The sequence below is a fragment of the Streptomyces sp. NPDC001492 genome (genome assembly GCF_053597275.1).
In genome coordinates this window covers 68884-83770 of record NZ_JBSFHW010000030.1, presented here as the reverse complement: position 1 = coordinate 83770, position 14887 = coordinate 68884, and the positions used below count along the sequence as shown (strand labels likewise).

At 71.6% G+C, this 14887-nt stretch carries 19 protein-coding genes; 9 read left to right on the top strand and 10 right to left on the bottom strand.

The genetic code is table 11. The annotated features are described in order from the left end of the window. Positions 1–4: 4 nt before the first annotated feature. Positions 5–271 carry a DUF6343 family protein gene (locus ACWC1K_RS32610; RefSeq protein WP_450836532.1) on the bottom strand — a complete coding sequence of 89 codons (267 nt, stop codon included), beginning with the start codon at positions 269–271 and terminating at the stop codon, positions 5–7. Positions 272–351: 80 nt separating this feature from the next. Between ACWC1K_RS32610 and ACWC1K_RS32605 the strand changes: the two genes are divergently transcribed. Further along, the gene (locus ACWC1K_RS32605) at positions 352–1251 is read left to right on the top strand and encodes an acyltransferase domain-containing protein (protein WP_450836531.1); all 900 of its coding nucleotides are present in this window, start codon (positions 352–354) and stop codon (positions 1249–1251) included. Positions 1252–1350: 99 nt separating this feature from the next. Next, entirely contained in the window at positions 1351–1797 is a 447-nt protein-coding gene (locus ACWC1K_RS32600; protein WP_450836530.1) for a DoxX family protein, read from the top strand. 52 nt (positions 1798–1849) lie between these two features. Here ACWC1K_RS32600 and ACWC1K_RS32595 read toward each other — a convergent pair whose 3' ends face one another. The 3 genes from ACWC1K_RS32595 to ACWC1K_RS32585 form a co-directional block, all read right to left on the bottom strand. After that, on the bottom strand, positions 1850–2371 hold the full coding sequence (locus tag ACWC1K_RS32595; protein WP_450836529.1) for an RNA-binding S4 domain-containing protein: 522 nt from the start codon (positions 2369–2371) through the stop codon (positions 1850–1852). Between the two features lie 76 nt (positions 2372–2447). Then, positions 2448–2879, bottom strand: coding sequence for an SRPBCC family protein (locus tag ACWC1K_RS32590; protein ID WP_351469500.1), 432 nt, complete (start codon positions 2877–2879; stop codon positions 2448–2450). A 39-nt stretch (positions 2880–2918) separates the two neighbouring features. Further along, on the bottom strand, positions 2919–3152 hold the full coding sequence (locus tag ACWC1K_RS32585; RefSeq protein WP_450836528.1) for a hypothetical protein: 234 nt from the start codon (positions 3150–3152) through the stop codon (positions 2919–2921). Positions 3153–3225: 73 nt separating this feature from the next. Between ACWC1K_RS32585 and ACWC1K_RS32580 the strand changes: the two genes are divergently transcribed. Beyond that, positions 3226–3918: a uracil-DNA glycosylase gene (locus ACWC1K_RS32580; protein WP_450836527.1), complete on the top strand. Its 693-nt coding sequence runs from the start codon at positions 3226–3228 to the stop codon at positions 3916–3918. Between the two features lie 37 nt (positions 3919–3955). Next, a complete protein-coding gene (gene pip / locus ACWC1K_RS32575) occupies positions 3956–4960 on the top strand; it encodes a prolyl aminopeptidase (RefSeq protein ID WP_450836526.1) in 1005 nt (334 codons plus the stop codon). On the opposite strand, the gene ACWC1K_RS32570 is transcribed toward pip, so the two are convergent. Further along, entirely contained in the window at positions 4909–5577 is a 669-nt protein-coding gene (locus ACWC1K_RS32570; RefSeq protein ID WP_450836525.1) for a GntR family transcriptional regulator, read from the bottom strand. The genes pip and ACWC1K_RS32570 overlap by 52 nt on opposite strands. A 148-nt stretch (positions 5578–5725) precedes the next feature. On the opposite strand from ACWC1K_RS32570, the gene ACWC1K_RS32565 reads away from it, so the two are divergent. The 3 genes from ACWC1K_RS32565 to ACWC1K_RS32555 are packed head-to-tail and all read left to right on the top strand — an operon-like array spanning position 5726 to position 8912. After that, a complete protein-coding gene (locus tag ACWC1K_RS32565) occupies positions 5726–7189 on the top strand; it encodes an NCS1 family nucleobase:cation symporter-1 (protein WP_450836524.1) in 1464 nt (487 codons plus the stop codon). Between the two features lie 5 nt (positions 7190–7194). Continuing rightward, complete coding sequence (locus ACWC1K_RS32560) at positions 7195–7935, top strand: aspartate/glutamate racemase family protein (protein ID WP_450836523.1); 741 nt, start codon at positions 7195–7197, stop codon at positions 7933–7935. Positions 7936–7940: 5 nt separating this feature from the next. Next, a complete protein-coding gene (locus ACWC1K_RS32555) occupies positions 7941–8912 on the top strand; it encodes an MBL fold metallo-hydrolase (RefSeq protein WP_450836522.1) in 972 nt (323 codons plus the stop codon). 25 nt (positions 8913–8937) lie between these two features. Here the strand turns inward: ACWC1K_RS32555 and ACWC1K_RS32550 are convergent, their stop codons facing one another. The 5 genes from ACWC1K_RS32550 to ACWC1K_RS32530 all read right to left on the bottom strand — a co-directional run bounded on the left by ACWC1K_RS32550 (position 8938) and on the right by ACWC1K_RS32530 (position 11616). Further along, on the bottom strand, positions 8938–9408 hold the full coding sequence (locus ACWC1K_RS32550) for a GNAT family N-acetyltransferase (protein ID WP_450836521.1): 471 nt from the start codon (positions 9406–9408) through the stop codon (positions 8938–8940). A 12-nt stretch (positions 9409–9420) separates the two neighbouring features. Continuing rightward, positions 9421–10020, bottom strand: a complete 600-nt coding sequence (locus tag ACWC1K_RS32545) for a gamma carbonic anhydrase family protein (protein ID WP_450836520.1) — start codon at positions 10018–10020, stop codon at positions 9421–9423. An 8-nt stretch (positions 10021–10028) separates the two neighbouring features. Then, positions 10029–10445, bottom strand: coding sequence for a RidA family protein (locus tag ACWC1K_RS32540; RefSeq protein WP_450836519.1), 417 nt, complete (start codon positions 10443–10445; stop codon positions 10029–10031). 158 nt (positions 10446–10603) lie between these two features. Next, a complete protein-coding gene (gene infA / locus ACWC1K_RS32535; protein WP_361281801.1) occupies positions 10604–10828 on the bottom strand; it encodes a translation initiation factor IF-1 in 225 nt (74 codons plus the stop codon). After that, positions 10825–11616 carry a GNAT family N-acetyltransferase gene (locus tag ACWC1K_RS32530; protein WP_450836518.1) on the bottom strand — a complete coding sequence of 264 codons (792 nt, stop codon included), beginning with the start codon at positions 11614–11616 and terminating at the stop codon, positions 10825–10827. The genes infA and ACWC1K_RS32530 overlap by 4 nt, the downstream gene beginning before the upstream one ends. Positions 11617–11898: 282 nt before the next feature. Between ACWC1K_RS32530 and ACWC1K_RS32525 the strand changes: the two genes are divergently transcribed. After that, the gene (locus ACWC1K_RS32525) at positions 11899–12708 is read left to right on the top strand and encodes a nucleotidyltransferase domain-containing protein (protein ID WP_450836517.1); all 810 of its coding nucleotides are present in this window, start codon (positions 11899–11901) and stop codon (positions 12706–12708) included. A gap of 219 nt (positions 12709–12927) precedes the next feature. Further along, positions 12928–14829, top strand: coding sequence for an FUSC family protein (locus ACWC1K_RS32520; RefSeq protein ID WP_450836516.1), 1902 nt, complete (start codon positions 12928–12930; stop codon positions 14827–14829). The last annotated feature ends 58 nt before the right edge of the window (positions 14830–14887 follow it).

Below are 14887 nucleotides of genomic sequence, written 5' to 3'. Positions count from 1 at the left end.
TCCGCTAGCGGGGCCGGTTCTCCGGCGGCCGGTACGGGGGTATGTCCCGGCCCGGCTGGTAGTGCGGGCCCTCGCGCATGTGTTTGAGGATGACGGTCATGTCGACGGTGACCACCAGCCACAGCACACCGCACGCGGCGGCCCATCCGGGGCGCCCCACCAGGGCGAACGCGGCCGTGCCGAAGACAGCCCAGACCAGCCCCCACACACTCAGCCAGAACCGCGCCCGCAGTGCACTGCGCGCGGTCGTAGGCTCACTGCCCGTACGCATCGGGATCACTTCACTCCTGTTGGCAACGTACTCTTCGGGACGGACGTTCACCAAGGGGAACGGGACTAGGGGGTCACCGCGTGCTGCCGGATGCCGATGAACTCGCCGAGGTGCTGCTGGACCTCGCCGTACCGCACGAGGACATCAACCAGCTCGTACGGATGGGCCGGCGGGTGACGGACGACCCGGAGCTGCTGCGCGCCCTCGAGGCCTCGGTGGAGGAACTCGTCCGGGGGATGGGGGAGGTCGGCACCGCCGTCGACCTGCCCCAGCTGGACTGGGCGTCGGGGCCGCTGCAGCGCTGCTTCCCCGTGTACGTGTTCGTGGCCGCGCTGCCGTACACGCGTGCGTACCACCGTGCGCGGGGTGTCCCGGACGACGTCTCCCGGCGTACCCTCGCCGACCTCGGGCGGAACATGGCCGTGCACCGCAGGCGGCACCACCGGGCGGGCGTGCAGGCGCCGTGGTGGCTCACCCACCACTTCCGAGGTGAGCTGTACCAGCTGGGCCGGCTGCAGTTCGAGCGGGCGCGGCACGGGCAGCGCACCGCGCGGGTGCTGGCGTCGGCCGGCCTGGACGTGGCGCCGGGCACGCCCTGTCTGAACGTGCACATCCCGGACCACCTCGGCCCGCTGTCACCGGCGGCCTGCGAGCGCTCGCTGGCGCTGGCGTCGGAGTTCTTCGCGCTGCACTACCCCGAGGAGAAGTACCGGGCCGCACTGTGCCACTCCTGGCTGCTGGATGCGCAGTTGAAGGAGTATCTGCCGGAGGACTCCAACATCGTGCGGTTCCAGGACCGCTTCCGCATCGCCCGCGAGGACCGGGAGCCGGCCGACAAGGAACCCGTCCAGTTCGTGTTCGGCGACCCGGAGTTGCCCGTCGAGAGCCTGCCGCGGCGTACGACGGTGGAACGGGCGGTCGGCGACCACCTGAGGGCGGGACGGCACTGGTACATCGGGCACGGCTGGTTCCCGTTGTAGGGAACCCCGCGAAATTCCGCTCGGCGGCGATGAGTTCCCGGGCGGCGGCCGGTCTACCCCTGTGACAGCACGACGCACCGCTCACCACAGGAGAACCCCATGTCCGAGACCACCGCCCGCCTCGCTTCCGCCCCCGTCGTCGCCGAGTCCGCGACCACCCGCGGCCGCCGCGCCCGGATCGCCCTGCGCACGCTTCAGGTGCTGCTCGCCCTCTTCTACGGCATCGCGAGCGCCCTGCCCAAGCTGATCGGGAACCACTACGCGGTCGACGCCTTCGACAAGATCGGCTGGGGCAGCACCGGCATGTACACCATCGGCGCTCTCGAACTGGCCGGTGCGGTGGCCCTGTTGATCCCGGTGCTGCAGTCGGTCGCGGCGATCGCGCTGAGCGGGCTCATGGTGGGCGCGTTCGTCGTCCAGACCACCGTCTTCGACGGCGAGAACGCGGCGACCCCGCTGATCCTGATCGTCCCGCTGGCTCTCATCGCCTGGGCTCGGCGCGGTTCCACCGGGGAACTGCTGAAGCTGGTACGACGACGGGTGTGAGCCCAAAGACCGCGGGTGGCGTCCGGCGCGAGCCGGGCGCCATCCGTGTGGGTCAGCGTCCGCTCGGCCTCGGCTTGCCGCCCTCCATGAGCCCTCGCAGGCGTTCCATGTCGCGGCGGTCCCGCTTGGTCGGGCGGCCCGTGCCGCGGTCGCGGATGCCGGCCGGGGCGGCGAAGGGCTGGCGGGGCGGCGGGGGCGGGGAGTTGTCGATGTAGCACTGGGCGGCCACGGGGGCACCCACCCGCTTGCGGATCAGTCGCCTGACGACGACGATCCGCTCCCAGCCCTCCTGCCGGACGCGCACCTCGTCGCCGATCCGCACGGTGTGCGCGGGCTTCACGCGCACCCCGTTCACCTGCACATGCCCGCCCTTGCAGGCGGCCGCGCCGACCGAGCGGGTCTTGGCCAGGCGCACGGCCCAGATCCAGCTGTCGATCCGCACGGTCGCACCGTCCCCGGGGCCCGCGGCCTCCGCGGCGGCGATGGCGGCGGCGATCTGGGGATCGACGGCTTCGGGCGCCGTCTGCTCGGCGGGGTCCGGCCCGCCCTTCTCCTCGTCAGCTTCGGAAGCCATGCTCCCGACCTTAGCTCTCCGCAGCGGGTGAACCGACCGGCACCGCGCAGGAGCGGCGCTCGGCGGCACCCGCGGATCACCGCCCGCGTTCCACGTACTTCTTGAAGTGCTGGAGATCGGTACGGACGATCCGCTCGATCGTGCTCGCCTGGGCGAAGCCCCTCGGACCGCCGAAGGCCGCCCGGAGCGCGTCGGGGTCGTACTCGAGGCGTGCCTGGACCCGGGTGCGGTTCCGGTCGATCGGCTGCAGGGAGAAGGAGCCGGTCAGCTCGGGGGTGCCCATGGTGTGCCACTCCATCACGCGTTCCCCGTAGCGGTCGGAGACCTCGGCGTCGAGTTCCCGGCCCCGGCCGCCGGCCTCGACGTCCAGATGCGCCCGCCCTTGCGGCTCGGCATGGGCGTCGCGCACTCCCTCCACGAAGCGTGAGTAGTTCTCCACCCGGTGGAGGCTGTCCCACGCCTGGTCGATCGGAACTCCGACATCGACGTGTTCTTCGAGGGTGCTCATGGCCCACCTCCAGGTTCGGCTCATGGCGCGTACCGGCCGCTACGTCGTGCCGTTCCACACATACGGACCGCCGCCACGCCATTCGATCAGCTCGGGGTCGTCGACGGCCCGGTCCTCCTCGGCGGGCAGACCCGCACCGTGAACGAAGTCCAGCACGTCGAAGAGGGTGTAGGCGGTGCCGACGCGCTTGCCGCGGATCGTCACGCGCCGTCCGCCGTCCGCCTGCGGCGCAAGCACGACAACAGGAGGGACGACAGGGGGTTGCACGTCCATGACTCCAGCATGGGCCGGGATCGGCGGAACCGCCGCTCGGCGCCCGCCCATCCGGTGGTCATACCGTTGGGGCATGGACAGCCTGGCCGAGCTCGACACCCGTATCGCGGGCTGCTCCGCGTGTCCCCGGCTCGTGGAGTGGCGGGAGGAGGTCGGGCGGACGAAGCGCGCGGCCTTCCAGGACTGGACGTACTGGGCGCGCCCGGTGCCCGGATTCGGCCCCGCCGACGCCCCGCTCCTGATCATCGGCCTGGCGCCCGCCGCCCACGGCGGCAACCGCACCGGCCGTATGTTCACCGGCGACCGCTCCGGGGACGTGCTGTACCGGGCGATGTACGACGTCGGCCTCGCCTCGCAGCCCACCTCGGTGGCCGCGGACGACGGCCTGGAGCTGCACGGCGTCCGCGTCACCGCGCCCGTGCACTGCGCCCCGCCCGAGAACAAACCCACCCCCGGGGAGCGCGACACCTGCCGCCCCTGGCTGGTCCAGGAGCTCACGCTGCTGCGGCCGACGTTGCGCGCGGTCGTCGTGCTCGGCGCCTTCGGCTGGCAGGCCGCGCTGCCCGCGTTCGCCGGGGCCGGCTGGACGGTGCCCCGGCCGCGGCCCGTCTTCGCCCATGGCGCACGCGTGCCGCTCGACGGCCTCGACCTCTTCGGCTGCTTCCACGTCAGCCAGCGCAACACCTTCACCGGCAAGCTCACCCCCGAGATGCTGCGGGACGTGCTGCGCAGGGCGGGGGAGGCGGCGGGACTGCCCGTGAAATGAGGGGCGGGGACGGCCGTAGGAGCGTTACGGTGCCCGGATGCCCCTCTACCCGGACATCGAGCCCTACGACCACGGCATGCTCGACGTCGGCGACGGCAACCGCGTGTACTGGGAGACCAGCGGCAACCCGCACGGCAAGCCCGCGGTCGTGCTGCACGGCGGGCCGGGCTCCGGCAGCAGCCCCTACCCACGGCGCCTTTTCGATCCTGCCGCCTACCGGATCGTGCAGCTGGACCAGCGCGGCTGCGGACGCTCGACGCCGCGGGCGAGCGCGTACGACACCGACATGAGTGTCAACACGACGGCTCATCTCATCGCCGACCTGGAGCTGCTCCGTGCTCATCTGCGGATCGAGCGCTGGCTGGTGTGGGGCGCGTCGTGGGGCTCGGTGCTCGGGCTGCGGTACGCGCAGACGCATCCGGCGGCGGTGTCCGAGCTGGTCCTGACCCTCGTCGCCACCGGCGCCGACGCCGAACACGCGCTCTTGACCAGGGGACTGGGAAAGATCTTCCCGGAAGCCTTCGAGCGGTTCCTGGCCGAACTGCCCGCCGACGAGCGGGACGGCAATCTCGCCGCCGCGTACAACCGCCTCCTCGAATCCCCCGACCCCTCCGTGAGGGAGCGGGCGGCGCGCGCCTGGACCGACTGGGAGACGGCGATCATTCCCGCGCCGCCGCGCTCGGTCCAGCGTTTCGAGGACCCGGAGTTCCGCATGGGCTTCGCCCGGACGGTCACGCACTACTGGGGCCACGACTGCTTCTTCGGCGAGGGCAACGACGAAGGGGTGGTCCTGCGGGACGCGCCTCTGCTCAAGGACGTTCCCGGCACCCTCGTCCAGGGCAGCCTCGACTTCGGCAACCTCCTCGGCACCGTCTGGCGCCTGCACCACGCCTGGCCCGGCAGCGAGCTGATCGTCGTGGACGAGGTCGGGCACGACACGCGGTCGCCGGGAGTGGCCGAGGCGCTGGTGGCCGCGACGGACAAGTACGGTCAGTCGGGCACCTCGGCCTCGCCGAACAGATGCCGCACCGTGGAGCGGTAGTTGGTCCGTACATGGGCGAGGGCGTGCGCGCGGGCGCGGTCGGGGTCGCCGGAGGCGATCGCCTCGTACAACTCGCGGTGTTCCAGGAGGAGTTGGGGCCACTCCTCGTTCCGCCGGGTCATCCACCGCAGTCGCCCGGCGACCGGCTCAAGGGCCTCGGTCAGCAGGCTGTTGCCGGCCATCGCCACGATGCGGTCGTGCAGACGGCTGTTGACGTCCGTGATCGCCTCCGCGTCCCCCGCCTCCGTCGCGGCGGCTGCGAGGTCGAGCAGTTCCTGGACCTGGGCCAGGTCCTCCGGAGTGGCGCGGGCCGCGGCGAGCCCGGCGGCGTAGACCTCCAGGGCCTCGCGCAGTTCGAACAGCTCCTGCACGTCGTGCGGGGTGAGACGGCGTACGACCGTGCGGCGCGGCGTCTCGAAGTGCACGAACCCCTCGGCGACCAGCGCGCGGATCGCCTCGCGGACCGGCACCCGGGAGACCCCGAAACGGTCGGCCAGCTCCCGCTCGACCAGCCGGTCACCGGGGCGGAGGCTGCCCGCGATGATCTCCTGCCGCAGACTCGCCAGGACCCGCTCGCGGACCGCGCCCAGGGGTTCGATCTTCGTCGTGGAGCTCATGGAGCCATCTTCTCCGACACCGGGGCTGTTTTACCGAGCGTTAACAATGGTGACATCGGGCGGAACGCTTGACGGCGGGACCATGTCCGCAGTTTGGTATACCAAACGGCTGTCGTCTCCACCCTCCGCCCCGTCCCCTGGAGGCTCCGTGTCCCTCGCCGACCGCGCCGAAGCCACCGGCGCACCAGCGTTCGTCCCCGATCCCCGGCTCACCAACGAAGACCTCGCGCCCGCCGTCAAGCGCAACTGGAAGGTCTTCGACCTCTTCGCCATGTGGATGTCCGACGTCCACAATCTCGGCAACTACACCTTCGCCGCCGGACTGCTGGTCCTCGGCATGAACGTCTGGCAGGTCTTCACCTCCCTGCTCGTCGGCTTCGTGCTCATCTACGCCGGCATGAACTGGATGGGGAGGATCGGCCAGCGCCACGGCGTGCCCTTCCCGGTCGTCAGCCGCATCAGCTTCGGTGTCTGGGGCGCCAACATCCCGGCCCTCATCCGGGCCGTGATCGCCATCATGTGGTACGGCATCCAGACCTACCTCGCCTCCGTCGCCGTCAACGTGATGCTGCTGGCCGCCTGGCCGGGTCTGGAGTCCTGGACGCACCACTCCTTCCTGGGGCTCAACGCGCTCGGCTGGGTGTCGTTCCTGTCGCTGTGGCTGATCCAGGCGCTGATCATCAGTCAGGGCATGGAGTCCGTGCGCAAGTTCCAGGACTTCTGCGGCCCGGCGATCTGGCTCGTCATGATCGCGCTGGCGGTCTGGGTCCTGTCGAAGGCGGACTGGAGCATCTCGCTCACCTCCACCCCGCACCCGGTCTCGACCGGTGAGCAGTGGCGGCAGTGGTTCGGCGCGATCGGCCTGATCCTCGCCACCTACGGCACCCTGATGCTCAACTTCTGCGACTTCTCCCGCTTCGCGCCGGACTACAGGACGGTCCGCCGCGGCAACTTCTGGGGCCTGCCCATCAACTCGACGGCCTTCGTGGTCGTCTCGGTGATCGTCACGGCCGGCTCGCTCAAGGTGTTCGGTCAGGCGATCACGGACCCCGCGGAGCTGGTGGCGAAGGTGGGCAACACCTGGGTGCTGGTCGTCGCCGCGTTCACCTTCGCCGTCGCCACCATGGGCGTCAACATCGTCGCCAACTTCGTCTCACCGGCGTACGACCTGGCCAATGTCTGGCCGCAGAAGATCACCTTCAAGCTCGGCGGCATGATCAGCACGGTGGCGGCCCTGGTCGTGACCCCGTGGAACCTCTTCTCCAACCCCACGGTCGTCAACTACTTCCTCGGCGGCCTCGGCGCCTTCCTCGGCCCGCTGTTCGGCGTGATCATGGTCGACTACTACCTGGTCAAGCGGGGCCGCGTCGACGTGGACGAGCTGTTCGACGCCCGCCCCGGCTCCCGCTACTACTACCGCAAGGGCGTCAACCCCAAGGCCCTCTGGGCGTTCCTGCCCTCGGCTGCGGTCGCGGCGGTGCTCGCCCTGGTGAAGACCTTCAGCGACGTCGCCCCGTACTCCTGGTTCATCGGTACGGCCCTGGGCGCCGGCCTGTACCTGGTGATCTGCCGGTCCGAGCGTGCCACCGAACCGACTGCCGTGGAGGTCTGACGAGCGTGCGGATCGTCGTCACCAACTGCAACACCACGCAGGAGATGACCGAGGAGATCGTACGAGGTGCCCGGGCCGCGGCAGGCCCGGGCACCACCGTGCTCGGTCTGACCCCCGCGTGGGGCCCGGAGTCGGCCGAGGGCTGGCTCGACAGCTACCTGTCGGCCACGGCCGTCATCGATCTGCTGCGCGGGTACGAGGGCCCGTACGACGCCGTGGTGATGGCCGGCTTCGGGGAGCACGGGCGGGAAGGCGTACGGGAGTTGGTGGACGTACCGGTCGTCGACATCACGGAGGCCGCGGCCCATCTGGCCTGCCTGGTGGGGCGCCGGTACGGGGTCGTGACCACGCTGGAGCGGTCGTGCGGCCAGATCGAGGACAGCCTCGAACTGGCGGGGGTCGGGCGCAACTGCGCCGCCGTCGTCGGGACCGGCCTCGGAGTCCTCGACCTGGGCGACGCGGACCGCACGGAGGCCGCTTTCCTGGCGGCTGCCGAACGGGTGCGGGAGGCCGGGGCCGAGGTCCTGGTGCTCGGGTGCGCCGGGATGACCGGACTGCAGCGGCTGGTGGGGGAGAAGCTCGGACTGCCGGTGGTGGACGGGGTCGGGGCGGCCGTCAAACTGGCAGAGTCACTGGTGGCGTTGGAACTGACGACCAGCCGCGCGGGGAGTTACGCGAAGCCGGTGCCGAAGAGGCGGACGTGGGGCGCACCCGCCGACCCGCGCGATCACCGTCCCCGACAATGAGCGCCATGAACCTTCCTGACGAACTCACCCGGGTGGCCGACGGACTCCACCTGTGGTCCCCGGGCCACGCGGGCACCTGGGGCTTCGCGAACTGCCTGCTCATCACCTCCGGGGAGCAGGCGGCCCTGGTCGACACCCCTTACGACCGGCCGATGACCGAGGCGCTGCTCACCGCGGCCCGCCCGGTCCTGCCCGCGGGCGCGGCAGCCGTGACGACGATCGTCAACACGCACGTCAACGGCGACCACACCTTCGGCAACGGCTGCTTCCCGGGCGCCGAGATCATCGCCACGAAGGCGAGCGCGGAGCACCTCTGCCGCGAACCCTCCCCGCAGCAGATGCACTTCCTCACCCACCAGACCCCCGCCGACCAGCCGCTGGGCTGGTACGCGCGCGAGCACTTCGGCCGCTATGCGTACGAGGGCGCGGAGGCCGTCGCGCCCACCACCACCTTCTCCGGCCGGTATGCCCTGACCGTGGGAGACATCGAGGCCGAACTGATCGAGGTGGGTCCCGCGCACTCGGCCGGCGACCTCATGGTCCACCTGCCCGGACAGCGGGTCGTATGTGCGGGGGACATCCTGTTCGCCGACGACCACCCCGTCCACTGGGACGGCCCGCTCGCCCGGGTCGCCACGGCCTGCGAGACGATCCTGGCCCTGGAGCCGGAGGTGGTCATTCCCGGACACGGGCCGGTGATGAGCGTCCAGGACGTCCGCGGCCACGTCACCTACCTGCGGGAACTGGAAGCCCTCGTCCACGCCCGGCACGCGGCCGGCGTCCCCGCGGGCGAGGCAGCCGCCGACATCCTCGCCTCCGGCTTCCACGACCACCTGGGCCTGCGGGAACGGATAGTGATCCTCACGGCGGTGGAGTACCGGCACCTCGACGGCGACACCGGGGAAGTGGACGTGGTGGGGCTGGCCGCGCAGGCGGCGGCCTGGGCCTACCGGGACCACGGGCCCGGGAAGCCCTGAAACCGTCGCTGTGGCCTCCAGGTGCTCAGGGGCGCCACACATACTGCACGTCCGGCTCCTGCTCCTCGTTCCCGCTGCCGTCCGTGTACTCGACGGCGACGAAGCCGTGCCGCTCGTAGAACCGGTGGGCCGGCTTGTTGACCTGGAAGGTCCACAGGCTGAGCCCGCCGGGACTCCGCTCCTTGGCGAGCGCGACGAAACGGTCGCCGATGCCGCGCCCACGCCAGTCGGGACGCAGATACAGCTGGGAGACCTCGTCGTCGTGGAGCACCATCACGCCGACGACGCCGCCCTCGGCCCCGGCGTCCGCGACCCAGGTCTCGCGCAGGGGTACGACGACGTCCCGGAAGTAGTCGCGCACGTCGTCGGCGGAGCGGGGGCTGACGACCGTGGGCAGGGCCGCGGCGAAGGAGGTCAGCCAGACGTCGGCCGCGGCGGCGGCATCGAGGCCCGAGACGGCTCGGCGGAGGGTGGTGGCAGCGGGTTCGAAAGACAAGCGCGGATCCCGTCAGTCGTCGAGGGTGAGGTCGTGGTGATGGGCGCCGTAGTAGTCGACCTGGCGCGCCATGATGTCCCGCATGGAGGTGCCGCGCGGGGCGCCGTAGAGCGTGCCGGGGAAGTCCAACTCCTTCTGCACAGCCCATAGTTCGTCGTGCTCGCCGGGCGCGAAGAGCCGCGCCGTGGGCGTCCCGGCCGCGATCCAGCCGATGGGTACGACGGTGCCGGGCGGCAGCACCGAGTTGACGTGCAGCACGCTGTTGACCCGCAACTCCGAGCCGGCGCCCGCCACGGCCCCCGGGAAGACCGAGGCCCCGGTGGCGACGAACACCTCGTCCTCGATGGTCGCGCCGTTGACATGGGCGTGCGGTCCGACGAGCACGGCGTCACCGATGAAGGCGGGGTGCCCGGCCCGCCCGCGCACCAGCGCGTTCTCCATGACGACGACGTCCGAGCCGACCCGGACCTCCCCGTCCTCGGCGGTGAGCACGGCACCGTGCAGCACCCTGGCCCGCTCCCCGAGGGTCACGGCACCGCACAGGACGGCCGTCGGGGCGACGTAGGCGGAATCGGGGACGACGGGACGCCGCCCGCGATGCTCGATCAACATGCGACCCCTTACGAAACGTGGGAAACCTCGGGAACCACGGCGGTGGCTGTAATCTCCACCAGCTGCCCCGTGTACCCCAGACACGCCACGCCGATCAGGGTGGAGGAGTGCGGCCCGACACTGAGCCCGGATGCTTCGACGACGTCCCAGACGGCCGCGAGCACGGCGGTCTCACCGCTGACGACATACACGTCCGTGGCCACGACATGCGCGAAGTCGCTGCCGACGGCGTGCAGTTGCTCCTCCAGATTGGCCAGCACCTGCCCGGCCTGCCGTACCGGGTCGCCCTCGCCGACCAGCTTCCCCTCGGCGTCGAGGGGGACGGAGCCGGCGAGGAAGGCCAGCCTGGCGCCGGCCTCGACGACGGAGGCGTGGGAGTAGAGGGGCGGCGGGAAGAGGGACGGCACGGTGACACGGCGGACCATGGGGCGGCTCCCGGAGAGGGCGAGAAACAACTCACCGATGGTCCGGTCCGGCCGCCGGGAGCGCATCCGAATTTCCCTCCGGGTGAAGCTCGGGCCCCGGTCACGCGGAAACGCCGTGACCGGGGCCCGGGATCAGCCGGCGCGGAAGGCGCCGGCCGCTAGTTCCGGTACCGGAACACGATCCGGCCCCGCGTCAGGTCGTACGGCGGGAGTTCCACCAGCACCCGGTCCTCCAGCATGATCCTGATGTAGTTCTTGCGGATCTTCCCGCTGATGTGCGCGAGCACCTGGTGGCCGTTCTCGAGCTCCACGGTGAACATGGCGCTGCGCAGACACTCGACGACCTTGCCCTCGACTTCGATGACGTTCTTGTTCCTCGTCATCGCACCAGCTCCAGGTTGCTGCTCGCCGGCCGGGCGCCGATGCCCTCGAACAGCGCCGCGGCCGCTTGGTTGGACTCCTGGACCTCGGTCCAGGCCGTGGCGAACCCGGAGCGGTGCAGTGTCCCCAGCGCGTGGGCCAGCAACGCCCGGGCGATGCCGCGGCGCTGTTCGCCGGCCCGAACGGCGACCAGTCCGATGCGCGGCCGGATCACCGTCACCACCCGGACCAGCCCCAGGTAGCGGTCCGGCGCCGCGGCCACCGCGTACTTCGACGGGTCGACGATGGTGTCGTCGACCGGGCGGGGAACGACCTCGGCGGGCATCGACTGCCATCCGACGGTCGCCTCGACCTCGGCCCGGATCGCGTGGTCCACCGCCCGCAGCAGGCCCTCGTCCGCCTGACCGGCGGGCACGATCGTCACGCCCGAGGGCGGCAGGACCGCTTCGAGCCCTGTGACCTGCGGGTCGGTCGGTACGACGTACTCCCACTCGCGACGACGGACCGTGAAACCGGCCCGCCGCCAGCCGGCCGTCAGCTCCGCGTCGGCTTCGTCGACCACCGTGTACAGCGGCGCCGGAAGTTCCGCGAGCATCGCCTCGGCGAGCCGGTCGAAGGTGGCCTCGTGCCAGGCGTCGATACTGACGAACAGGCGTCCGTCGGGACGGTGCTGCGCATGCCCGCGGCCGACCACCAGGTCGTCATCGAGTGCATGCCATTGGCTTTCGGTGACGCGCGTGATCACCAGCGCGCTCCCGCCCAGGCCGGATGTGCAAGGTTTTGTGTTCATCGGAGTCTCCCTCCAGGAGTGCCTCGATCTCAGGCGCTCCTGGCGACACCGAATGTCAGCCGCCGGACCGTGACGGGTTGAGGGAGCACCCATGGGTAACTGTGTTCACGGGTCTCACCTCCATACGACGACTTCACGGTCCGCCAGGAAAGTAACAGCGGGGCTCGGCCTCGCTCAAACCATTTCTTCGAGCTCGCAACTCGGTGGGTGTCCGGAACGGCCTTCGTGGCACTGTCTGATATTGCGTGGCACGGACCCTCGTGGAGCGGCAGGCTGGTCGGCATGGTTGAGATGACCGGAGACGATCAGGGGTTCCTCGACACCGTCGTCGACCGGCTCGCCGCCCTTCCCACCGTCCGGGCCGTCGCCCTCGGCGGTTCACGAGCCCAGGGCACGCACCGGCCCGACAGCGACTGGGACCTGGCCGTCTACTACCGAGGGCATTTCGCCCCCGCCGACCTGCGTGCCCTCGGCTGGGAGGGTGAGGTCTCCGAGGTCGGAGGATGGGGCGGCGGGGTCTTCAACGGAGGTGCCTGGCTGACGATCGACGGGCGGCGCGTCGATGTCCACTACCGCGACCTCGATGTCGTCGAGCACGAGTTGGCGGAGGCGGAGGAAGGGCGGTTCCGGGTGGAACCGTTGATGTTCCATCTCGCCGGGATCCCGAGCTATCTGGTCGTTGCCGAACTGGCGGTCAACCGGGTGCTTCGGGGCGAGGCGCCGCGGCCGGCCGCGTATCCGCAGAAGCTGCGGGCCTCCGCCGCCGAGCGCTGGCGGGGCACCGCCCACGCCACCCTCGCTTACGCGAAGACCAACCACGCCCCGCACGGCCGCCTCACCGAGGTCGCCGGAGCCGTCGCCACGGCCGCCGTACAGACCGGGCACGCCGTGCTGGCGGCACGAGGGGAGTGGGTGACGAATGAGAAGCGGTTGCTGGAGCGGGCCGGTCTGCGGGGGCTCGACCCGGTACTTGAGCAACTGCGCTCGGATCCGGAGGTGTTGGTACGGGTGATCGCTGACGCGGAGGACCTCTTCTCGTCCGCCTTCTCTTCGGCCTCCACATCCGCTGCCTCCACATCCGCGCCCACTTGATGTTCGACCGCCGCCACCTGCTTCGCCCCGGCGGCGCGACGACGTTCGGAGCATTGCGTTCATAAAGAACGCGCCCTTCCGGCCGACCGTCACACCCCGGAAACACAATCGTCCCGTTCGCTCCAGGAACGCGATCTACCGTGGGCACCACACCCCGCAACTCGGCCACCGTCGCCCGAAGGCACACCCCGCCCTCGTCCGGACAGGAGCCCCGCCCCCGTGTCCCGCCCCGCCGCCCGCACCGGCTCTGAAACCCGTCCCTTCGCGCTGCCGCCCTGGCTCGCCCACGCCCTCCGCGCCCAGCGCGGCCCCATCCCCTGGAGCGCCGTCCTGCGCGGTGCTCTCGCCGCCGGGCCGCTCCTCCTCGCCGCCGTCCTCCTGGGCCGCACCTCCCTCGGTGTCGTCGCCGCCATCGCCGCCATGCTCGCCGGGATCAACGACCGGCCGGGCAGCCGGCGCGTCTCCGTCAAGCGGCTCGGGGTGCCCGCGCTCGCGGGGGCCGGTGGGCTGCTCGTCGGGACGTACGCCGGGGAGCATGCCGGAGCCGTCGCGCTCACCCTCCTGCTCACCGGCGTCGGGCTGCTCGCCGGAGGCATCAGCGCCATCGGGCCCGTCGCCTCCGGTGCCGGGACGCAGGTGCTCGTCGCCTCCGCCATCGGGGCCGGGATGCCGGTCCCGGAGGCCGGGTGGCTGCGCGCCCTGGCCTATCTCGCGGGCGCCGGATGGCTGCTCGCCCTGCGGCTGCTGCTCCCCACCCCCGGTGCCATTGCCGGTGACTTCCGGTTCGACGGGGAGCGGGATGCCGTGGCGGCCGTGTACGACGCCGTCGCCGATCTGCTCGAGGCGGCCGGGACCGAGCACGGCATCGCGCGCCGGGCCGCGCTGACCGCGGCCCTCGACCATGCGCAGGACGCCCTCGCCGGCCCTCGGCTGCGGCGTTACGCCTCCTCCTCCACGGAGCGGCGGCTGCACGCGCAGTACGCCGCGGCCCTCCCGCTCGCCGAGGCCGCGACCGCGCTCGCGTGGGCCGGGGAGGCCGTCCCCGGACGGGCGTCCGAAGGGCCTCGGCGGCTCGCGGCCGCCGTACGGGAGAACACCCACACCGGGCCGCTGCCCGCACCGCACCGCTCGGCTCCCGCCCTGCGCGCCCTCGACGACGCCCTGCTCCATGCCGCCGACGCCTTCGACCAGGGGGAAGGGGGCGACCTGCACACCCGGCGGCGTACCGCCAAGGACCTCTTCCGCATCGCCTTCGGGGCCGGTGGGCGGGAGTACGGACTGCGGGTCGCCCTGTGCTTCGGGGCCGGCGCGGCCGTGGCGCAGGCCCTGCACCACGCCCGCTGGTACGGGCAGCACGCGCACTGGTACTGGCTGCCCGCCACCGCCGTCTTCCTCGTCAAGCCCGACCTCGGGCCGCTCGTCTCGCGGGTGCTGTGCCGGGCGGCCGGGACGGTGCTCGGGGCTCTGCTCTTCGCAGGGTTCGCCGCCGTACTGCCCCGGCCCGAAGGGCTCATCGCGCTCGTGGCCGTCAGCGGGGCCCTCATCCCCGTCGCCACCCGGCACTTCGCCGCACAGACCGCCGTCGTCACCGTGCTCGTGCTCGCCCTGGTGATGGTCGGCGGGGAGCCGCAGGCCTCCGCCGGCCGGATCGGTGAGACCCTGCTGGCCTGCGCGATCGTCCTCATCGTCGGGCATCTGCCGATGCCGGGGCAGCGGGGCGGGACGGTGCGGGCCCGGCTCGTCGCGGCGGGCGGCGCCGCGCACGCCTACCTCGCCCACGTTCTGCGTGAGGCCCGCGACCCGATGGCCGGCCCCGACTCCCGAGCCACCCGCTGGACCCTCCGCCGCGAGGCCTACCGCACACTCTCCGAGGCCCACACCACCATCGCCCTCGCCGCCGCCGAACTCCCCGCACTCGCCCGGCACTCGAAGGGCGCGGACGAGGTCGTCGCCGTCCTCGAACGGCTCGTCGACACGACCACCGCCTGTGCCGTACAGCTCGACGACTCGGGACGCCTTTCCGCCCGCCACCGCGAGCAACTCGCGGAGCTTCTGGGGCAGTTCGAACAGAGATGCGAACGGACGGGGCTGCGCCTGCCCGAGCTGCCCCTCGCGGTGTAGCACCCGCGCTGCCCCCGCCCGCGTCTCCACCCTGTTCGCCCGCCTGAACCACGGACAG